Genomic DNA, 20,693 nt, shown 5'->3' with positions numbered 1-20,693 from the left:
GGCTCATAACCCCCAGGAGCTTACTCAAGTAAGTGACTGGGGTGAGTGAAGGCAGCCAACACCCAAGCAACTTGAAGTATGAAGGGGATAACCCTGCGCACCCTATTGACAGTTGCGCCCCCTCTCCCTGTGGGAGAGGGGATGGGTGAGTCTTAATTGACCGGCATAAGTGTACCAAGCGCTTTTTATTTCCAAGGACCTCGGTAATGAAACGAGTACATAAAGTTGTTTGGACGGAAGGGATGTTTCTGCGTCCGCACCATTTTCAGCAATCTGAAAACTACCTTGAACATTATATTCGTTCATGGGGTATGGCACAGCGAGAGCATTATTGGGGTTTTATCTCACTGGATATTGATGAGAGCGCCCTGCGCCTGGGGAATATCGCGCTTAATTCCGCCAGCGGTATTATGCCCGACGGCAGCTTCTTCTCTTTTTACGGGGCTGAGGAAGCGCCGCTGCCGATTAAAATCGCCGAAGGAAAGAACATCGTTAACGTGATGCTGGCGCTGCCGGTGCACCGTGCCAGCAGCCGTGAGGTGGCGTTTAACGATGCGCCCGATTCACTGGCCCGCTACGTGGCTTATGAAAGCGAAGTGGAAGACATGAACACCATTTCGGTTGGCAGCGCAGAATTACAGTTCGGCCAGTTACGCTTGCACCTGATCCCGGAACAGGAACTGACGGCCGATTGGTGCGCCATTGGCGTGCTGCGGGTGTTGGAAAAAAGCGCGGATAACAGCCTGAAAATCGACGCGACCTACATTCCGCCGATGCTGGCCTGCCAGGAAAACCCGCTGTTGAACACCTTTATCAGCGACGTTCTCGGCCTGCTGCAGCAGCGCAGCCAGCAGTTGGGGCAGCGCCTTGGCCAAAGTGGGCGGGGCGGCATATCGGAAACCTCGGATTTCATGATGCTGCAGTTGATCAACCGCTACGTGGGGATCACCCACCATGCCCGGCAGAGCCATCAGTACCATCCGGAACGGCTGTTCAGCGAATGGCTGGCGCTGGCCTGTGAATTGATGACCTTCTCCCCGGCGCGTGTTGCGGGTGAAGCGCTGCCGGTTTACGACCACGACGCGCTGGCGTTCAGCTTTAACGCCCTGATGAACTGGCTGCGGCAAGGCCTGTCGATTGTCTTTGAAGAGAACGCCATTCAGCTGCCGCTGATCGAGCGTTCACACGGCCTGAACATCGCCACCCTCCCTTACGCCAACATGACCAACGAATTTGGCTTCGTGATTGCCGTCAATGCCGACGTACCGATAGAGGCCATCCGCACCCGCTTCCCGGCTCAGCTAAAAGTGGCACCGGTCAACAACATCCGCGATCTGGTGCAGCTGCAGCTGCCGGGCATTGGCTTGCGCAGCATGCCTGCGGCTCCGCGCCAACTGCCTTATCACGCGGGATATACCTACTTTGAGCTGGAAAACAGCGGTGAGCTATGGAAGCAGATGAGTAAGTCCAGTGCTTTTGCGCTGCATCTCGCCGGGGAATTCCCTGGCCTGAATATGGAGTTTTGGGCGATTCGGAATCCGTAAGCTGTCGGCATATCCCCCGGGTTTCACGCTGCAGCCAGCAGGTGAAAGGCGGTGGCGATAAGGATCAGGAAACAGGAATGTTCTATGCAAAATACTCACGCTAAGGCGGCTGGCGACGATCTTGCCGCGCCACTGGCGCATGTGAAAGCCTCAAACAATCTGTTGGTGACGCTGGCAAACCCGCTGCTTAACCGGATCCCGTATATCCGGAATATGGCCAGCCGCCCCGATCCGCTGAAGCTGCGCCAGACCTTGATCGACGATATCCGCCGGTTTGAAGTTCAGGGCCAGCAGGCAGGGCTGCCGTATGACGTGCTGATCGGCGCTCGCTACTGCCTGTGCACCGCCCTGGACGAGGCCGCCATGTTCACCCCTTGGGGGAAAAGCACCGTCTGGTCTACCAGCGGGCTGCTGGTCACTTTTCATAATGAAACCTGGGGTGGGGAGAAATTCTTCCAACTGTTGGCCCGGCTCTCTAAGCAGCCGCAGAAAAATATCCTGCTACTGGAGCTGATTAACTACTGCCTGCTGCTGGGCTTTGAAGGCCGCTACCACATTATTGAGAACGGCTACTCGCAGTTGGAAACGCTGAGGCAGCGTCTGGCGCAGATTATCCACGCGGTGCGCGGCGAGTACCCGCTGCCGCTGTCCCAGCATCCAACCGATCTGCCGGTGGGCAAAAAAACCTGGCGGCCGATGCTGCCGGTGTGGGCCTGCGCGGCATTTCTGGGGTTGATGTCCTGCCTGTGGTTTATCTCGCTGGACTGGCGGCTTGGCGAAGCCACTACGCCGGTGGTGGCCTCTATCTATCAGCTTGAACTGCCGCAGGTGCTCTCGGCGGAGATACCGGCGCCGCCGACGCCAACTCTTGCCAGCCTCAAGGGCTTCCTGCAGCAGGAGATCAAAGAAGGCCTGCTGAGCGTACATGATGAAGATCAGAAGAGCATCGTGGTGCTGCGCGGCGACGGCCTGTTTGACTCGGCCTCAACCGCCGTGCGCGCGCCTTACCGGCCGATCCTCAGCCGGGTGGCGGAAGCCCTTAACCAGATCGACGGGAAAATCATGGTCACGGGATACACCGACAGCGATGTGATCCGTAAGGCGCGCTTTGCTTCCAATTACGATCTCTCGCTGGCGCGTGCGGATTCCGTCAGTGCGTTGCTGAAGAAGTCGCTGACGCAGCCAGAGCGGCTGATGATCGAAGGGAAGGGTGAGCAGGATCCGGTGGTGCCTAACGACAGCAAAGCCAATAAGGCACTGAACCGCCGGGTTGAGATCACGCTGCAACTGGCGCCGGGCGCCGTCCAAAACACGACGATGCCGCTCTAGGTGGGGGTCTGATGTTGAATTCAATCATTGCCATTATTACCAGTCGTTTCCTGTGGGGCATGGTGGGCGTCGGTTCCATTTCGATGATCATCTGGTTCATCGGCCCTTACGTTGCCGTGGGCGACTATCGGCCACTGGAGTCGGCGGTCAACCGGCAGATCGCCATTGCCCTCATTTGCGGGATCTGGCTGCTGTTCCGGCTGATCGCCGCCGCCTGGCGCGCAAGGCGTAACCGCAAGATGCTGGCGCAGATGGCGGAAACCCCGGCGGAAAACGCGCACAAAGACGCGGAGCGCGACGATCCGAAACTGGTCGAACGCTTCGAAGAGGCCACGCGGCTGCTGAAAAAGGCGCGCTTTAACGGCCAGCAATCGCGCTTTCTACCCGGCTGGCTGAGCCGTTTCGGGCGGCAGTATCTCTATCAGTTGCCGTGGTATGTGCTGATCGGCGCGCCCGGTGCCGGGAAAACCACCGCGCTGGTCAACTCCGGCATTAACTTCCCGCTGGCGGATCGTTTCGGGAAAACGGCACTGCGCGGCATCGGCGGCACCCGCCACTGTGACTGGTGGTTTACCGAAAATGCGGTGCTGCTGGACACCGCCGGGCGTTATACCACCCAGGAAAGCGACCCGACGCACGACGCGCAGGAGTGGGGCAGCTTCCTCGGCCTGCTGAAGAAATACCGCCCACGGCAGCCGATCAACGGTGTGATTGTCACCGTCAGCCTGAGCGACTTGATGAATGGCACCCCAGAAGAGCGCCAGGAACAGGCGCAGGCGCAGCATAAACGCCTGGTGGAACTGCGCGAGTCGCTAAAAATCGACTTCCCGGTCTACATCATGGTCAGCAAGGTCGACCTGCTGCGGGGGTTCCTCGCCTACTTCGGCCAGTATGACAAAGAGCAGCGCAGCCAGATCTGGGGCTTTACCTTCGCCCGCAGCGACGCGCAGCAGGCCGGTTTCGATCTGATGGCGGCGTTTGAGCACCATTTTACCCTGCTGCAGCAGCGCCTGAACCTCGGGCTGGCTGACACCATGCTGGCGGAGCAGGATCAGCAGACGCGTGCAGAAAGCTATCTGTTCCCGCAGGCCTTCGCCCGGCTGCGCCAGGTGCTGGGGGATTACCTCAACACCCTGTTTGCCACCTCCAGCTTTGAAGCCGCTTTCACGCCGCGCGGCGTCTATTTCACCAGCGGCACGCAAGACCGGATGCCGTTCGACAAGATGATGTCGGAAATGAACGGTTCGCTGCATCTGAATCTGGCCCCGCGCTCTGCCGAGGAAAGCGGCCAGGCTGGCGAGGCGGAAGAAGAGAAGCAGACCCAGGGCAAAAGCTACTTCCTGAAAAAATTCCTCGAAGAGGTGGTGTTCCGCGAGTCGGAGCTGGCCAGTAACAACCGCTGGTGGATCTACCGCAATACCACGCTGCACTGGGCGGGCTATCTGCTGCTGGGGGCGATCTTTATGACCGCCGGGCTGTTCTGGTATTCCAGCTATACCAACAACCACAACTACCTGAAGGAAGTGACCGCTCACGTCCCGCTGCTGGAACGGCAGGGCAGTGAAATGGAGCTGTATAACTATCAGGATATTTTCACCCTGCTGCCCTATCTCAACGCGCTGAAGCAGCTAGGCAGCAGCGCGAGCTTTTCGCTGGACGAGCCACCGCTCAGCTACCGCCTGGGGCTGTATCGCGGTGCTCAGGTAGAAACCGCCAGCCAGGCGCTGTATCAGAAGGCGTTGAAAAACATGCTGTTGCCTTACGTCGCCTGGCAGGTGACCGCCATTTTGCGCAACGATATGGGGGCCGATGCCGATTTCAGTTTCGAAGCGCTGAAAGCCTACCGCATGCTGTACGAGCCGGAACATTACGATGGCAAATTCCTGCGCGCCTGGATCATGTTCAATCTGCACCGGGTCTCCGGGCCGGGCACCAGCAAAGCGGCGTGGGACGTGCTCGACGGGCACCTGAAGCAACTGCTGGATGAACGCATTCAATCCTCACCGTATGTGCGCGACAGCCAGTTGGAACAGGCGGCGCAGCAGCGGCTGAGCCAGGCACCGTTATCGGTGCGCATCTACGGGCGGTTAAAGCGCATTCTGCTGAAAGAGCCTTCGCTGAAAACCGTCTCGCTGACCGATCTGGCTGGCGCACAGGCAGAACTGGCCTTCCGGCGTAAAAGCGGCAAGCCTGCCGCCGACGGTATACCGGGGTTGTACACCCCCAAGGGCTACTGGCTGGCGTTTAACAAGCGCATCGACAACGTGGCGCAAACGCTGCTGACCGAAGACGGCTGGGTGATGAACGTCAACGACAGCGCGTTGGCTAAAGAGAGCCGTGCCGATCTGCTGAAAACCGTGCGCCTGCTGTATATGCAGGATTTCATCAGCGCCTGGGATGCGCTGCTGGGCGATATCGAACTGAAGAACATCGCCAACCTGAGCCAGCGCATCAACACCGCGCGCCTGCTCTCCGCCGGGGATTCGCCGTTACGCAACTTTCTGATCAACGTGGTGAAAAACATCAAGCTCACCGACGAGCAGGAACAGAAAGATAACGGCCTGAAGCTGAGCAATGGCGAGAAAAGCAGCGCGGGCCCCGGCCATTTTCTCGATACGCTGTTTTACAGCACGCCGTCTGAAGATGTGGGGGATATCTCCTCTCTGCCGGAGCAGGTGGTGATCAAGCATTTTGCGCCGATCATCGAGCTGGCGCAGAGCAGCGACGAGGCGGCGAAAAGCATCCCGTTTGATACGGTGCTGAAACAGGCCGATGGCCTCTACAACTACCTGATCGCGGTGCAAAGCGCGGCCAACAGCGGCATGGCACCGCCGCCGGGGGACGTCATTCTGGCGTTGCAGGCCGAATCGGGCCGTTTGCCGCAGCCGTTTAAAGACATGATGCTGTCACTGGCGGTCGGGGCCAGCAGCGACTCGCAGATGAAAGAGCTGGAAGGGCTGCAAAAGCGCGTCGGGTTTGAGGTCGGCAGCTTTTGCAACCAGGCCATCAGCGGGCGTTATCCGCTGGTGCGCAATGCTGAGCGGGAGATCGCCAGTAATGACTTCTCGCGCATGTTTGCCCCGAACAGCGGCATCATGGACAGCTTCTTCCGCCAGAACCTTGAAGGCAAAGTGGACACCTCACGCGGTGGATGGCGCTTTAATCCGGGTGTCGACGGCAAAACGCTGTCCGGCGGCGGCAACATGTTGCGCTCCTTCCAGCAGGCGCGCGACATCCGCGACACCTGGTTCAGCGGGCAGAATCAGAAACCCTCTTACCACCTGACGATCAAGCCCGTCACCATGGATGCCGACATTCTCAGCATGACGCTGGATATCGACGGGCAAGTGTTCCATTACAGCCATGGCCCGCTGGTGCCGCTGGTGGTGAGTTGGCCCGGCACCGGCAACACCAATCAGGTCAGCCTGCAGCTGGCGCTGGTCAACGGGCAGATGGCCACCCTGGCGACCAACGGTGATTGGGCGCTGAACCGGTTGATCGACAAGGCCGCGCTGAAACCCAACTCAGCCTCGCTGACCCAGACGGCGACCTTTAACCTGGAAGGGCACCGGGTGGTGCTGGAGCTGACGCCCGACAGCATACGCAACCCTTTCCAATCCACTGCCTTCAATTGTCCTTAGGAGGCGAATCATGACGCAACAGGCCACTTATGCACCCCAGGACAATGGCATCGGCTGGTACGGCAAGATCCCCAGCTGTGGCGACTTTGTGCAACGCCGCCTGCCCGCCACGCTGGTTAATCAGTGGGCGCACTGGTTCCAGTCAGGGCTGGCGGCCCGGCAGCTTTCTGCCCCGCGCGATGGCCTTTACTCGCTGCTCGGCGCGCCGATGTGGAGCTTTGTTCTGCCCGCTACGCTGGGCACGCCGTTCGCGCAGTTGGGGTATCTGCTGCCGTCGCAGGATCGCGTCGGGCGCCATTACCCGCTGTTCGCCATGTGGCTGGTGCCCCCAGAGCGCTGGGGCAACGAACATCTGCTGCTGGCGGCGGAGCGCTATTACAGCATCGGGCAAATCCTGCAGCGCGGCGTTCATCAGTGCCATTCGGTTGAGCGTATCGATCGCGCTCTGCGGGCGTTACCGCCGCTGCCAACGGAACTGGCGCCGCACGGTGACGCCGCCGTGCAACCGGGCTGGCCGATGGCGGTTTCAGACTTTGATCCGCGCCAGTACGGCAGCTTCTGGTGGAGCACGTCGGGTACCTACATTCACAGCGGCAATCTCACGGTGCAGCTTTTCCATCACCTTTTTGAGCCCGCAGGCGACGTGAGGCATGCGCGCCAAGGGCCTTACGGACCCATGTTTGACCAGGGAGAGAAGTCATGACGATTGAACGCCTGTTAACGCCGGTTGCGCCGGAAGACAGTTGCGGTGAGAACCTGGAGTATGACGCCGATTTTATGCGCATGGCACAGACCGCCGCAGGCAAGCCGGAACAGCAGTTTGGCGACACCATCATTCCGGCGGAAGCCCCCGACTGGGGCGCGGTGGAACGCCTGGCCACCGGCCTGTTACGCCGCACCAAAGATCTGCGGGTGATGTTTTTCCTCTCGCTGGCCTGGACGCAGCTGCGCGGGCTGCAGGGCTATGCGGACGGTTTGCAGCTGATCTACCTGGCGATCGAACGTTACTGGCACCAGCTTCACCCGCTGCTGGAGAGCGACGGCGTGCGCGATCCGATGTTTCGCATCAATGCGCTGGCGGAACTGGGGGATAACACCCAACTGACCCATGCGGCGCGGGCCGCCACCCTGATGAAAAACGGCGGCAGCGAGCTTGCGGTGCGCGACGCAGTGGCGTTGCTGGACGGCAGCAAGCAGGAACTTGCCAACTTCCCCAATGGGTTGAGTTACCTGCGCAGTGAGCTTGGCAACCCGCAGCAGGCCAACGTTCAGGTGGTGCAGGCGATCACCCGCACGCTGCCCAAATTGCGCCATGCCATTCAGCTCCACCTTGGCGAAAGCGCGCTGCCGGAGATGACGCTGCTGCAGAAAACCTTCGACAGCATCGCCCAGGCTATTCAGCAGCCTGAAGGCCAAGGCAGCCGCGAGGCCGATCCTGAGCGGATCCTGACACCCGAAGCGTTAAGCCTGCCTGGCGATCCGTTGCCGCTGCCGTTGGGGGGGTTGGGGTACGGGCAGGTGCAATCCCGTGCCGATGCCCTGCGTCTGCTGGAGAAGGTGAAAGGTTACTTCGAACTCTATGAGCCCAGTCATCCGGCACCGCTGATGATCGAGCGCTTACAGAAGCTGATCAATCTGAATTTTCTGCAAATCGTCAGCGATCTGGCCCCGGACGGCTTACGCCAACTGGAGGTCATTCTCGGCACCGGAGAGAAACAGAATGGAGAGAAGTAGTCAGGCAAGGTGGTGAGCGCACAATGCGGCGTGGATGTTATCAAAAACCTCTAATAACAGTGATTTATGGAGAAAATAATGGCAAATGTCAAAACGCGCAGCGGGCAGAAATTTATCGCCCGCAACCGGGCGCCCCGCGTACAGATCGAGTACGACGTTGAGATCTACGGTTCGGAACGAAAAATCCAGTTGCCTTTCGTGATGGGGGTGATGGCCGATCTGGTGGGAACGCCTCTTGAGCCACAGCCAAACCTGGAAGAGCGCAAGTTTCTCGAGATCGACATCGATAATTTCGACGATCGCATGAAATCACTCAAGCCCAGAGTCGCGTTCCAGGTGGAAAACACCCTGAATGGCGATGGTCACCTCAACGTCGAGCTGACCTTTGAAAATATGAACGACTTCTCTCCGGCCGAGATCGCCCGCAAGGTGGAGCCGCTGAGCCGCCTGCTGGAGGCACGCACCCAACTGTCGAACCTGCTCTCCTATATGGACGGCAAAAACGGGGCCGAAGAGCTGATTACCAGCGTGCTGAGCAACCCGGCGTTATTGCAGTCGCTGACCCGTGCCCCCAAGCCGGAAAGCGATAACCCTGCCAACCTGGCCCCGCTGGCGGAGGAGTAAATCATGAGCCAACAACTTGAGCAATACGCCGCACCCGTGGCCAAAGCCTATACCAGCGACGAGTTCAACGCTTTGCTGCAGAAAGAGTTTCGCCCCAGAACCGATCAGGCGAAAGAGGCGGTAGAAAATGCGGTGAAAACGCTGGCGCAGCAGGCGTTGGAAAATACCGTCACCGTCTCTGCCGACGCCTATCGCACCATTCAGGCGCTGATCGCGGAGATCGACAGCAAGCTGTCGCGGCAGATCAACAAAATCATCCACCACGAAAAATTCCAGAAGCTGGAAGGGGCCTGGCAAGGGCTGCACTATCTGGTCAACAACACCGAAACCGACGAGATGCTGAAAATCCGCTTTATGAGCATCTCTAAACGTGAGCTGGGCCGGGCGCTGAAGCGCTATAAGGGCGTGGGCTGGGATCAGAGCCCGCTGTTTAAGAGCGTCTATGAGCAGGAGTATGGTCAATTCGGCGGCGAGCCGTTCGGCTGCCTGGTGGGGGATTACTATTTCGATCACAGCCCACCGGACGTGGAGCTGCTCGGTGAAATGGCCAAGATCAGCGCGGCCTCGCACTGCCCGTTTATCGCCGGGGCATCCCCCAGCGTGATGCAGATGGAGTCCTGGCAGGAGCTGGGCAACCCGCGCGATCTGACCAAGATCTTCCAGAACACCGAATATGCCCCGTGGCGCAGCCTGCGCGAGTCGGAAGATGCACGCTATATCGGCCTGACCATGCCGCGTTTTCTCGCACGCTTGCCTTATGGCATCAAGACCAACCCGGTCGACGAGTTTGATTTTGAAGAGGAGACCGACAGCGCCAACCACGAAAACTACACCTGGACCAACGCGGCTTACGCGATGGCCACCAATATCAACCACTCTTTTAAAGAGTACGGCTGGTGTACCGCCATTCGCGGCGTCGAGTCCGGTGGAGCGGTGGCTGATTTGCCGTGTCACACCTTCCCCAGCGATGACGGCGGCGTGGACATGAAGTGCCCGACCGAAATCGCCATCAGCGATCGGCGCGAAGCCGAACTGGCGAAAAACGGCTTTATGCCGCTGATCCACCGTAAAAACTCCGACTTCGCGGCGTTTATCGGCGCCCAGTCGCTGCAGAAACCGGCGGAGTATTACGATCCCGATGCCACGGCCAACGCCCAACTGGCGGCACGCCTGCCTTACCTGTTTGCCTGCTGCCGCTTTGCGCATTACCTGAAGTGCATCGTGCGCGACAAGATCGGCTCATTCCGTGAGCGCAGCGATATGGAGGTGTGGCTGAACAACTGGATCATGAATTACGTCGACGGCGATCCGGCCAACTCATCGCAGGAAACCAAAGCCAGAAAACCGCTGGCGGCGGCAGAAGTTCAGGTGCAGGAAATTGAAGACGCCCCAGGCTATTACTCGGCGAAGTTCTTCCTGCGGCCACATTATCAGCTGGAAGGATTGACGGTTTCGTTACGCCTGGTTTCGAAGCTGCCTTCATTAAAACAAAGTTAATTAAACAAGAACGAATCCTGATATTTCGCCTGCGGGTCACAGATACCCGCAAGCTGAAATACAGGACACAAAGAACAGCATAGGAATAACAACTTTCGTTTTCTGAAGGGTTGGGATTTCTCATGCCGTGAACCACCGTTGCTTTATAAAAACGGAATTTACTTAACTCTAAACCCAAGAGGCTTTTGTTATGGCAATTGATATGTTCATGAAGGTTGATGGCGCGAATGGTGAATCCAAGGACGCTAATCACAAAGGTTGGACCGATATTATTTCCTTTTCCTGGGGCGCATCCCAGCCTGGAAATATGGGCGTTGGCGGTGGCGGTGGTACCGGGAAAGTCTGTTTTAACGATTTGCACATCAAAGCATTGATCGATAAATCCACTCCGGCGCTGCTGAAGCACTGTGCCAGCGGCAAACACTTGAGCAAAGTCGAATTATCCGTCTGTAAAGCCGGCGGCGGGCAGATGGAATATACCCGAGTGACGCTGGATGATGTGTTGGTCACCAATATTCAATACACCGGTGCCGATGACGAAGACACCGTAGGCATTCTTTATTCCTTCCAGGCTGCCAAAGTTCAGCAGCAATACTGGGAGCAAACCGAGCAAGGAGGCAAAGGCGCAGAAAGCAGTGCCGGCTGGGATATTAAGCAGAACTGCGAAGCGTAATTGATAGGGACGATTTCCTGGGTTTCCTGGGAAATCGTCCACTAAAAAATAAAGCGGCGACTCTGGCAAGACAATATAAAAGGGAAAGGGCTATGCGGCTAACGATGATCAGGAACAGGGACAATGAGCGGTTACCCCAGAATTACTGTGACTTCACGGCACCGGGGGGAACCATTGGGCGCGATACCAACAATACGCTGATCCTGCCTGACCAAAGCCGGGCGATTTCCCGTTTGCAGGCCGTTGTGCACATTTCTCCCACCGGGGAAGCCCAGATTACACAGCGCGGCAGCACCACGGCGCTGCTGCTGAACGGCGGTGAACTGCCGCACAACGTGCAACACCCGCTGGCAGAAGGCGACATTCTCGACATCGCGGGTTACCAGTTCAGCGTCAGCCTGAACGATCCTCCTCTCTCGTTGGCTCCGCTGCTGCTGTCGCAGGGGGCCGCGTCATCGGTGAACAGCATCGACGAAGCGGTCTGGGACAACCTGGAGGCGGAGTTTCTGTTGCATCAGCCACAGCATAAAAGGCCGTTACCCCACGAGCCGAACCACCCGCTGTTTGCCAACGAACCGGACAACCGTGCCAGGCAAGATCCGTTGGCGATGGCGCAGGAAACCGATCTGGCTTCGCTGCATGACCAATCGATCGATCCAGACCACCTGTTTGCGCAGGACGATCCCTTCTCTCTGCCGCCGATCATGAAAGACACCACGCCCAGCGTGTTGTCGGTGAACCGTAAATGGTCCGCAGAGGATCTGGCCACCCCTGAGCCTGTGCAACCCCCGGCGGCGGAGCCTGCGCCGCCGCTCTTGAATCTGCCCGATGAACTGGCGGCAGAGTGGGCACTGAATGCCGACAGCGGCAGCGAAGACGACGTTCTGCTCGGCCTGTTTGCCGATAACGCAGTGCCGCTCGCCTCAACCCTGAACGACGAGGCTGCCTTTGACCCGGCGCTGGCAATCTGGCCCGCAGCACCCGGCGCAGCAGCGGCAGCGCCAAAGGCTGCCGAAGGCAAACCGGAAACGCCCGTTCAGCATGACGATCTCACCTGGGCGGAGCAGGCCCGCGCTGCCGATGGCGTTTCCCTGAATGATTTCGCTCCCCAGGAGCATGAAGCACCGCATCGGCAGGCAGGAGCTCCGCTCGATGCCATGCCGCCCCCGCTGACCAGGCTCGGGGTCGATCCGGTCAGGCATCAGCCGTTCAAACCGGCCAAATCGGCTTCGCAAGAGCAGTTGCACGGTGAGCTGTTCAGCGCGTTTGTCGCCGGGCTGGGGTTGGATGATGCGGTGCTGCAACCGGATTTTTCGCCAGAACAGCTCTACCTGGCGGGCAAGCTGCTGAGCCTGTTTTCACAGGGCACCGTCGCGCTGCTGTCGTCGCGCAACATACTCAAGCGCGGCTTGAAAGCCGAGATGACTATGATCCTGGAAGAGGAGAACAACCCGTTCAAGATGCTGCCCTCGGGCAAAACCGTGCTGCTGCAGATGTTCAGCACCCCGATGCCGGGTTTTATTCCGCCGGAAAACGCCGTGCGCGATGCGATGATCGATCTACAGGCCCACCAGTTGGGCATGATTGCCGGGGTGCGCGCCATCATTGCCGCCATGCTGCAAACCTTCCACCCCGATAACCTGGAGAAAATGGCGGCGGAGCAGGGCACACTGCCAGGCAAGGGAGTGTTTTCCGGCAACCGCAAGGCGGCGCTGTGGGACACGCTGAAGGCCCATTATCAGCGGGTAGCCAATGAGGTGGAGGATGATTTTCACACCCTGTTCGGCGAGGCTTTTCTCCACGCTTACGATCTGGAGATCCGCCAATACAAGGCGTCTCAGAATCAGAAGGTGCCGTGATGAAAATAGAAGCCGTCTGGTGCTCGAACCAGGGTAACCGCGCGCAGAATCAGGATAAAACCGGTGAATACCTGGGGGAACAGGCGGCCTGCTTCGTGCTGTGTGACGGGGTGGCTGGTGATGCGGGCGGGGAACAGGCCGCCGCGCTGGCCTGCCAGTTTCTGCTGGAGCACGCCGGGCAGGGCAACCCTTGCCAACCCGAGGCGGTACCCGGGTTGATCGCCCAACTGCAAAAGATGATCCAGCAGGCGCAGCAGCAGGATCAGGCTTACCACCGCATGCGCACCACCCTGGTGGCGCTGTTTATCGATCGCTCCGCCCTGCAGGCCCATTGGGTGCATGCCGGTGACAGCCGGCTCTATCTGTTCCGCAACGGCTATCTGTGCCAGTCCACCACGGATCATAGCCTGGTGCAAAAAATGAAAGATGCCGGGTTTCACACCGGCGGGCTGCCCGACAACCTGCTGTATGCCGCTCTCGGCACCGGCAACCCTCAGGATGCCACTTATAGCCCGACGCTCGCGCTGGCCGATGGCGACGTGTTTTTGCTGTGCAGCGATGGCTTCTGGAAGCGCTATAACCTGGCGCAACTGGAGTATACGCTGCGCCTGGCCCACACCCCCAGCGAGTGGCTGACGCTGATCGAACACCAGTCACCGCCGCTTTCACAGCAGGATAACTACAGCGCCATCGCCGTATGGATCGGTGCCCCGCAGGAATCCACGCTGTTGCAGATACTCCCCCTGGAAGAAAAGGTCGCCTTCCAGACGCCAAATTGCCAAAGAAGCAGGAGATAAACCGTGAAATCATTGCTCTCTGTTCTGAAAGGTCAGCCATTAACCAGCGCGCTGGAGCGTTGCGAGTCGGCGGTCAAAGCCGCCCCGGCGGACGCAGACAAACGCGCCGAATGGGTCCAGCTACTGCTGTTGTACGGTGATTGGCAGCGCGCCAGCAGCCAATTACCTGCCTGGCAGGCGCTGACGCCGCAGGCTGCGCCCACCACGCAGCAGTTGGCGGACTGCGTAGCGGCAGAAATGCAGCGCGAGCAGGTGTTCAGCGGTGAGATCGCCCCGCCGTTCTTCACGCCGCCGCAGGAGTGGCCATTGTTGTTGGCGGAAGCATTGCGCGCTGCGCCAGCGCAGGCCTGCCAACTGCGCGATCGCGCTTTCGAGCTGGCTGATGAGAACGCCGGGCAGCTCTCGCTCAACAGCGATGAGGGATCTGCACCCGCCACCCCTTTCGCCTGGCTGGCCGACGCCGACAGCCGCCTGGGGCCAATCTGCGAACTGTTTCTGGATAACCGTTACTACTGGGTGCCGTTTCAGGAGCTGGAGTCGATCAGGTTCCAGCCGCCGCAAAACGTGGTGCACTTGTTCTGGGCACCGGCAATGGTGAAGTGGCGCTCCGGCAAGCAGCAGGTGTGCCAGATCCCGGCGCGTTATCCGCTCACCGCGGCCAGCGAAGATGCCCACCGTTTGGGGCGTAAAACTGACTGGCAGACCCTGAGCGATAACGGCCACTATGCCGGTCAAGGGCAAAAGACCTGGATCACCGACGACGAGGAATACGCGCTGCTGACGCTGCAGCAGATTCAGTTCACCACGGATGAAGCCTGATGACAGATACCACCAACCAGCGCAGCGGGGCCCCGGTGGGATCGCCCGCCGTCGCCGCACGGGTTAACCGCAGGAACAGCGATGGGGTCTCTTCCCGCGATCGCATGCTGCCCGCGCTGTTCGATCGGCTGACGGACTTTGAACCGCAGAATAAGCGGGAAGCGGACAGCAACAAGACCATTGCGCACAGCACGCTGCGCAACATGATCCTGCGCGATTTGCAGTGGCTGTTTAACTGCAACAACAACGAACCGATGATCGATCTGCAGGCCTTTCCCGAAGTCCGGCGCTCTACCCTCAACTACGGCATTACGCCGCTGGCGGGGAAAAGGATGTCGGAAATCGAGTGGCCGGATATCCAGAAAAACCTCACTCAGGCCATCCTCAATTTTGAACCGCGCATTATTCCGCAGCAGCTGAAGCTGCTGTGTATCTCCGGCAGGGACGATCTGGATACGCACAACGTCCTGTCGATCGAGATCCGCGGGTTGCTGTGGTGCAGCCCCCATCCGCTGGAGTTCTGTTTCCGTTCCGACGTCGATTTGGAAAACGGTTATTTCAATCTCAAAGACATAGGGTGAGGACATGGACAGTAAACTGCTTGAGTACTATAACCGTGAGCTGCTCTATCTGCGCGAAATGGGCGCCGAGTTCGCCGAGAGCTACCCGAAAGTGGCGGGCCGCTTGGGGATGCAGGGGATTGACGTTGGCGATCCTTACGTCGAGCGCCTGATGGAAGGCTTTGCCTTTCTCACTTCGCGCATTCAACTGAAGATGGACGCGGAGTTCCCGCGTTTCTCGCAGCGGATGCTGGAGGTGATTTACCCCAACTACCTCTCGCCCACCCCGTCGATGGCGGTGGCCGAGCTGCACCCCGACGGCCGCAAGGGCAACATCAACGCCGGGTTTCTGGTGCCAAGGGGCACGGTGATGACCTGCGACACCTTCAGGAAGAACGGCATTGTCTGCAAATACCGCACCGCCCACGACGTGACGCTGTACCCGCTCAGTATCCGCCAGGTTGCGCTGGGGGCCTTGCCCGCCGATATCGTCAGCACCGCCAAATTCAACCGCAACGCCAGCCGCCATGCGTTGCGCATCCGCCTGCGGCTGGACGATAACGTCACCTTTGACAGCCTGAACCTCGACAAGCTGATGTTTTACCTCAGCGGCCAGGATCTGGAAGCCATGCAGTTGCTGGAGCTGTTGATGCAGCACACCACCGGCATTATCTGCCAGCCGGTGGGGGCAGCTCTTGAGCAGCGCCATTATTTGCCGAAAGAGCATTTGCACCATGAGGGGTTCGACGCCGATCAGGCGCTGTTGCCCAACGATCTGCGCAACTTTGACGGTTATCGTCTGCTGCAAGAGTATTTTGCCTTTCCCGCCCGCTTCCGCTTTTTCAGCGTCTCTGGGCTGGCGGCGCTGTTTGGTGCGGGCAAAACGCAGCATGGCGATGTGCGCGAGTTTGAGATCGTTCTGCTGCTGGACAAAGAGCTACCGGCGTTGGCCAAGCGCGTTGACGCCAGCCACCTTGCGCTGCACTGCACGCCGGTGATCAACCTGTTCCCCAAGGTGGCGGAACGCATCACGCTGAATGACAAAAGCAACGAATACCATCTGGTGGTGGACAATATTCAGCCGTTGGATTTTGAGGTGTTCTCCGTGCAACGGCTGTGGGGAACCTCAGCCAACAGCCAGCAGGAGCAGGAATTCCGGCCGTTTTATTGCACCCAGGGGCGCGATGGGCAGAACTACGGTGCCTACTTCTCTTTGCGCCGCTCGCCGCGCCCGCCCTCGGTGCAGAGCCAGCGCCAGGGGGCGCGCAGCAGTTATTCCGGCTCGGAGGTGTTCCTGTCGCTGGTCGACGCCTATCACACCCCTTGGCGTAACGATCTGGAGTACATCACGGCGGAAGTGCTGGCGACCAATCGCGATCTGCCTCTGTTGCTGCAACGGCAGGAGGCGCTCTCTTTTGTGGTGGCCGACTCGATCCCGCTGCGTCAGGTCACCTTGAAAACGCCGCTGTCCCCGCCGCGCGAGGCGCTGGCGGAAGGCCGCATCTCCTGGGGGCTGATCAGCCAGCTGCAGTTGGATTATCTCAGCCTGATGGAAGGGGATGACGAGCAGGGCGCGCGGGCGCTGCGGGAACTGCTGACGCTGTACGCTAAGCTGGATGAACCGCAGATTACCAAGGAGATCAAAGGGGTGCAGCACTGCCGCCTGTCGCCTTCCTATCAGCGTGCGCCCGCGCCCGGGCCGATCGTGTTTTCACGCGGCGTGGCCATTGATCTGACCATTGATGAACAGGCATTTTCCGGCAGCACGCCATACCTGCTTGGCTGCGTGCTGGAGCGATTGTTCAGCCGCATGGTGACGATGAACACCTTTGTCACCACCTCACTGAGCACCCCGCAGCGCGGTAAGATCGCCCAGTGGCGGCCGCGCATGGGCAGGAGAACCCTGATATGAATTCCGCCATGAAAGTGCGCAGCAGCCCGCGCCTGCCGGAGGATTTCTGGACCTCACTCACCGAACACCCTTATGAGCACGATCTGTTCCAGATCCTGCGGCGTCTTGACGCGCAGGGCGGGCTCGATTGGCCGCTCGGGCGCGCGCCGCATCCGCGCCAGGAGCCGATACGCCTGGGGCAACAGCCTTCGCTGTCGTTCGCGCCCTCCACGCTGGCCAGCGCCGGGCCCGCCAGCCATTCGCCGTCATACCAGTTGCTGATCTACAGCTTCGGGCTGTTTGGCCCCAACGGCCCGCTGCCGCTGCATTTTACCGAATACGTGCGCGAGCGTTATCTGCACCATCAGGACCGGACGCTGCTCGACTTTATCAACCTGTTCCACCATCGCCTGATCCTGTTGTTTTACCGCGCCTGGGCCAACAGCCAGCCGACCGTGTCGCTCGATCGCGAAGACGATCGCTCCTTTACCCGCTACCTCTCCGCGCTGGTGGGGTTGGGCGTGGAGGGGCTACGCCCACGGGATCGCCTGCCCACTCACGCCAAGTATTTTATGGCGGGGCACCTGGTGCGGCAGGGGCGCGACGCCGAAGGGCTGGCGAAGATCCTGCGGCACTACTTTCAGGTGCCGGTACGCATTATAGAGAACATTCCCGTGTGGTTAGCCATCGCCCCGGAGCAGCAGACGCAACTGGTGGCGGGCCAGGCATTGCAACTGGGGCGCGACGCGTTTCTTGGCCGCGCGGTGCGCGACGTTCAGCACAAATTCCGCATTGAGCTGGGGCCGATGTCGCTGGCGGAGTATCACAGCTTTATGCCCGGCGGCCCGCAGGCGCTCGCGCTGCGCGACTGGGTGCGGCACTACCTCGGGATTGAATATATCTGGGATGTGCGCCTGATCCTGCGCAAGCAGGAAGTCAGCAGAACAGCGCTGAGCGGCGGGCAGCGCCTCGGGTTGAGTAGCTGGCTACGTGATGCCGAACATGACAACGATGCGGGTGAGCTGATTTTTTCACCTGAGCCCATCGAAGGGCAGTATTGCCATTGATATTCATTAAAACAAATCATTAAGGTGTAAGCATGAGAGAGATCAGCCGCGCAGTTCTGTTTGGCAAATTAAACGGCATGTTACTCAGTAGCCTGGAAAACGCCACCTCATTTTGCAAACTCAGGGGCAACCCCTATGTTGAACTGACCCACTGGATCCATCAGTTGCTACAGCACCCTGATGGCGACTGGCAGCACATTATCCGCCACTTCGGCATCAATGCGGGCAAGCTGGGGGAAGATGTGGTCGCCGCTATCGATCGGCTGCCGCGCGGTGCCAGCTCGGTGTCGGATCTGTCGGAGCATATCGACAGCGCCGTCGAACGCTCTTGGATCTTCAGTTCGCTGAAGTTCGGTGCCCAGCAGATCCGCGGCGGCCATCTGCTGCTGGGCATGCTCAATACCACCAATCTGCATAACCAACTGCTGGCGATTTCGCCCTGCTTCGCCCAGATCAGCAGTGAAAGCCTGTTGCAGCAGTTTGAGGCGATCCTGCTCTCTTCTTCTGAAACGGCGCTGGCTGCCGCGCAGAGCAGCACGGCGGCACCTCCCCGCAGCGGTGAAAGCATGCTCGAGCAATACGGCAGCAACCTGACGGAAAAAGCGCGCCGTGGCGAGCTGGATCCGGTGACCGGGCGTGATGAGGAGATCCGGCAAATCGTCGATATCCTGATGCGCCGCCGGCAGAACAACCCGTTGCTGACCGGCGAGGCGGGCGTGGGGAAAACCGCGGTGGTGGAAGGGCTGGCGGCCTATATCGCCGCGGGCGATGTGCCGCCGAAACTGCGCGACGTCACGCTGTACCAGCTGGATATGGGGATGTTGCAGGCGGGGGCGGGGGCCAAGGGCGAGTTCGAACAGCGCCTGCGGGCGGTGATTGACGAGGTGCAGTCCAGCCCGTCGCCGATCATTCTGTTCGTTGACGAAATCCACACGCTGATTGGCGCAGGTGGTGCGCAGGGCACCGGCGATGCCGCCAACCTGCTGAAACCGGCGCTGGCGCGGGGCCAGTTGCGCACCATCGGAGCCACCACCTGGTCGGAATATAAAAAATACATCGAAAAAGATCCGGCCCTGACCCGTCGCTTTCAGGTGGTGCAGGTGCTTGAGCCTGACGAAAGCAAAGCGGTGCTGATGCTGCGCCACCTGCGCCACACGCTGGAGCAGCATCACCAGATCATCCTGCTGGATGAGGCGGTGGAAGCGGCGGTGCGCCTGTCCCACCGTTATATTCCCGATCGCCAGTTGCCGGATAAAGCCATCAGCCTGCTGGATACCGCCTGCGCCAGGGTCGCGGTCAGCCAGCATGCCGAACCGGGCCGGGTGGAAAGCTGCCGCCGCCAGATCGAGGCGCTGGAAACCGAGCTGGAGGTGGCGGTGCGCGACGTGCGCATCGGTGCCGGTGACGCGCAGCGCCCGGATCAGATCCGGCAGCAGTTGGAGCAGGCCCGGCAGCGGTTGGCCGCCCTCAGCGCCCGCTGGAACGACGAGCGGGTGCTGGTCAACGAGATCATCGAGCTGCGCGCCAAACTTTACCGCCCCGGCGAAATCGTGGATGACGAGGACGCTTGGCGCTCGAACCTCAACGAACTACAGCAACAGCTGGCTGCGGTGCAGGGGGACGATCCGCTGCTGTTTTCCTCGGTGGATGCCAACACCATTGCCTCGGTGGTGGCTGACTGGACCGGCATTCCACTGGGCCGCATGATGAAAAATGAGGTGGAAGCGGTGCTCAAGCTGGCAGACAGCTTAAACGAGCGGGTGATCGGCCAGAAACATGGCCTGGAACTGATCGCCCGCCGCCTGATTACCTCGCGTGCCAGCCTGGACGATCCGAACAAGCCGATCGGGGTCTTTATGCTGTGCGGCCCTTCCGGCGTGGGGAAAACCGAAACCGCCCACGCGCTGGCAGAAAACTTCTACGGTGGGGAGCGCAATGTGATCACCATCAATATGAGTGAGTTTCAGGAGCCGCATACCGTCTCTACCCTGAAAGGCGCGCCCCCGGGCTATGTGGGCTACGGCGAAGGGGGCGTGCTGACCGAAGCGGTGCGCCGCCGCCCTTACAGCGTGATCCTGCTCGATGAGATCGAGAAAGCGCACTCCGACGTGCATGAAATTTTCTATCAGGTGTTCGATAAAGGCTGGATGGAAGATGGCGAAGGGCAGCGCATCGATTTCCGCAACACCATCATCATTCTCACCTCCAACGTGGGCAGTGAGGTGGTGAACGCGCTGTGCGCCGATCCGGCCCTGTTGCCGGACTGCGATCAACTCACCGCTGCGTTGCGCGATACCCTGCTGCGCGCGTTCCCTGCCGCGCTGCTCGGCCGTTTGAACGTGATCCCTTACTATCCGCTGAGCGATACGGTGCTGGGGGATATTGTGAAGCTGCAGTTAGAGCGGATCCGCAAGCGCCTGCTGGAAAGCCACCACATGACCTGCTCGTTTGATGATGAGGTGATCCAGCAGATCGTCAACCGTTGCACAGAAGTGGAATCCGGCGGGCGCATGGTGGATACCATTCTGACCAATACCCTGCTGCCGCAGATCAGCCACCGTTTGCTGAGCGCCAGCACCGAGCTGCAGCCGTTCCGCCACCTGCATATCAGCTATGCCGATAAGGCCTTTGCCTATGACTTCCGTGCGTAACCCAGCG

The 20,693-nt window shown here is 59.7% G+C and carries 15 protein-coding genes; all 15 read left to right on the top strand.

The features are described from left to right. Positions 1 to 206: 206 nt before the first annotated feature. Positions 207 to 1,544 carry a type VI secretion system baseplate subunit TssK gene (gene tssK / locus WG891_RS14700; RefSeq protein WP_337263369.1) on the top strand — a complete coding sequence of 446 codons (1,338 nt, stop codon included), beginning with the start codon at positions 207 to 209 and terminating at the stop codon, positions 1,542 to 1,544. A gap of 84 nt (positions 1,545 to 1,628) precedes the next feature. After that, complete coding sequence (locus WG891_RS14695; protein ID WP_337263370.1) at positions 1,629 to 2,873, top strand: DotU family type VI secretion system protein; 1,245 nt, start codon at positions 1,629 to 1,631, stop codon at positions 2,871 to 2,873. Between the two features lie 11 nt (positions 2,874 to 2,884). Then, positions 2,885 to 6,514: a type VI secretion system membrane subunit TssM gene (gene tssM / locus WG891_RS14690; RefSeq protein WP_337263371.1), complete on the top strand. Its 3,630-nt coding sequence runs from the start codon at positions 2,885 to 2,887 to the stop codon at positions 6,512 to 6,514. A 10-nt stretch (positions 6,515 to 6,524) separates the two neighbouring features. Further along, entirely contained in the window at positions 6,525 to 7,217 is a 693-nt protein-coding gene (gene tagF, locus WG891_RS14685) for a type VI secretion system-associated protein TagF (protein ID WP_337263372.1), read from the top strand. Continuing rightward, a complete protein-coding gene (gene tssA / locus WG891_RS14680; RefSeq protein WP_337263373.1) occupies positions 7,214 to 8,248 on the top strand; it encodes a type VI secretion system protein TssA in 1,035 nt (344 codons plus the stop codon). Before tagF ends, tssA begins: the two co-directional genes overlap by 4 nt. Before the next feature lie 78 nt (positions 8,249 to 8,326). Beyond that, positions 8,327 to 8,872: a type VI secretion system contractile sheath small subunit gene (tssB, locus tag WG891_RS14675; protein WP_156292480.1), complete on the top strand. Its 546-nt coding sequence runs from the start codon at positions 8,327 to 8,329 to the stop codon at positions 8,870 to 8,872. 3 nt (positions 8,873 to 8,875) lie between these two features. Continuing rightward, the gene (gene tssC, locus WG891_RS14670; RefSeq protein WP_156292481.1) at positions 8,876 to 10,369 is read left to right on the top strand and encodes a type VI secretion system contractile sheath large subunit; all 1,494 of its coding nucleotides are present in this window, start codon (positions 8,876 to 8,878) and stop codon (positions 10,367 to 10,369) included. A gap of 190 nt (positions 10,370 to 10,559) precedes the next feature. Continuing rightward, complete coding sequence (locus tag WG891_RS14665; RefSeq protein ID WP_076940651.1) at positions 10,560 to 11,042, top strand: Hcp family type VI secretion system effector; 483 nt, start codon at positions 10,560 to 10,562, stop codon at positions 11,040 to 11,042. A 92-nt stretch (positions 11,043 to 11,134) separates the two neighbouring features. Further along, a complete protein-coding gene (tagH, locus tag WG891_RS14660; RefSeq protein WP_337263374.1) occupies positions 11,135 to 12,901 on the top strand; it encodes a type VI secretion system-associated FHA domain protein TagH in 1,767 nt (588 codons plus the stop codon). Beyond that, a complete protein-coding gene (locus WG891_RS14655) occupies positions 12,901 to 13,698 on the top strand; it encodes a PP2C family protein-serine/threonine phosphatase (RefSeq protein WP_337263375.1) in 798 nt (265 codons plus the stop codon). The genes tagH and WG891_RS14655 overlap by 1 nt, the downstream gene beginning before the upstream one ends. Positions 13,699 to 13,701: 3 nt before the next feature. Continuing rightward, positions 13,702 to 14,517, top strand: a complete 816-nt coding sequence (locus WG891_RS14650) for a type VI secretion system accessory protein TagJ (RefSeq protein ID WP_337263376.1) — start codon at positions 13,702 to 13,704, stop codon at positions 14,515 to 14,517. Then, entirely contained in the window at positions 14,517 to 15,098 is a 582-nt protein-coding gene (gene tssE, locus WG891_RS14645; protein WP_083704358.1) for a type VI secretion system baseplate subunit TssE, read from the top strand. The genes WG891_RS14650 and tssE overlap by 1 nt, the downstream gene beginning before the upstream one ends. 4 nt (positions 15,099 to 15,102) lie before the next feature. Further along, the gene (gene tssF, locus WG891_RS14640) at positions 15,103 to 16,989 is read left to right on the top strand and encodes a type VI secretion system baseplate subunit TssF (protein ID WP_156292486.1); all 1,887 of its coding nucleotides are present in this window, start codon (positions 15,103 to 15,105) and stop codon (positions 16,987 to 16,989) included. Next, positions 16,986 to 18,035, top strand: coding sequence for a type VI secretion system baseplate subunit TssG (gene tssG, locus WG891_RS14635; RefSeq protein ID WP_337263377.1), 1,050 nt, complete (start codon positions 16,986 to 16,988; stop codon positions 18,033 to 18,035). The genes tssF and tssG overlap by 4 nt, the downstream gene beginning before the upstream one ends. Before the next feature lie 32 nt (positions 18,036 to 18,067). Further along, complete coding sequence (tssH, locus tag WG891_RS14630; RefSeq protein WP_337263378.1) at positions 18,068 to 20,686, top strand: type VI secretion system ATPase TssH; 2,619 nt, start codon at positions 18,068 to 18,070, stop codon at positions 20,684 to 20,686. Positions 20,687 to 20,693 lie beyond the last annotated feature (7 nt).

Origin of the sequence: Serratia sp. MMO-28, assembly GCF_037199905.1 — a bacterium.
GTDB lineage: Bacteria > Pseudomonadota > Gammaproteobacteria > Enterobacterales > Enterobacteriaceae > Chania > Chania oryzae.
The sequence above is the reverse complement of the archived record's forward strand: the minus strand, read 5'-3'. Positions and strand labels throughout refer to the sequence as shown.

What these genes read in the sequence shown, in the direction of transcription:
- tssH (WP_337263378.1), top strand. Translation starts at nt 18,068, where the DNA reads ATGAGAGAGATCAGCCGCGCAGTTCTGTTTGGCAAATTAAACGGCATG.
- WG891_RS14695 (WP_337263370.1), top strand. Translation starts at nt 1,629, where the DNA reads ATGCAAAATACTCACGCTAAGGCGGCTGGCGACGATCTTGCCGCGCCA.
- WG891_RS14665 (WP_076940651.1), top strand. Translation starts at nt 10,560, where the DNA reads ATGGCAATTGATATGTTCATGAAGGTTGATGGCGCGAATGGTGAATCC.
- tssA (WP_337263373.1), top strand. Translation starts at nt 7,214, where the DNA reads ATGACGATTGAACGCCTGTTAACGCCGGTTGCGCCGGAAGACAGTTGC.
- WG891_RS14655 (WP_337263375.1), top strand. Translation starts at nt 12,901, where the DNA reads ATGAAAATAGAAGCCGTCTGGTGCTCGAACCAGGGTAACCGCGCGCAG.
- tssG (WP_337263377.1), top strand. Translation starts at nt 16,986, where the DNA reads ATGAATTCCGCCATGAAAGTGCGCAGCAGCCCGCGCCTGCCGGAGGAT.
- tssE (WP_083704358.1), top strand. Translation starts at nt 14,517, where the DNA reads ATGACAGATACCACCAACCAGCGCAGCGGGGCCCCGGTGGGATCGCCC.
- tssK (WP_337263369.1), top strand. Translation starts at nt 207, where the DNA reads ATGAAACGAGTACATAAAGTTGTTTGGACGGAAGGGATGTTTCTGCGT.
- tssM (WP_337263371.1), top strand. Translation starts at nt 2,885, where the DNA reads ATGTTGAATTCAATCATTGCCATTATTACCAGTCGTTTCCTGTGGGGC.
- tssF (WP_156292486.1), top strand. Translation starts at nt 15,103, where the DNA reads ATGGACAGTAAACTGCTTGAGTACTATAACCGTGAGCTGCTCTATCTG.
- tssC (WP_156292481.1), top strand. Translation starts at nt 8,876, where the DNA reads ATGAGCCAACAACTTGAGCAATACGCCGCACCCGTGGCCAAAGCCTAT.
- tagH (WP_337263374.1), top strand. Translation starts at nt 11,135, where the DNA reads ATGCGGCTAACGATGATCAGGAACAGGGACAATGAGCGGTTACCCCAG.
- tagF (WP_337263372.1), top strand. Translation starts at nt 6,525, where the DNA reads ATGACGCAACAGGCCACTTATGCACCCCAGGACAATGGCATCGGCTGG.
- tssB (WP_156292480.1), top strand. Translation starts at nt 8,327, where the DNA reads ATGGCAAATGTCAAAACGCGCAGCGGGCAGAAATTTATCGCCCGCAAC.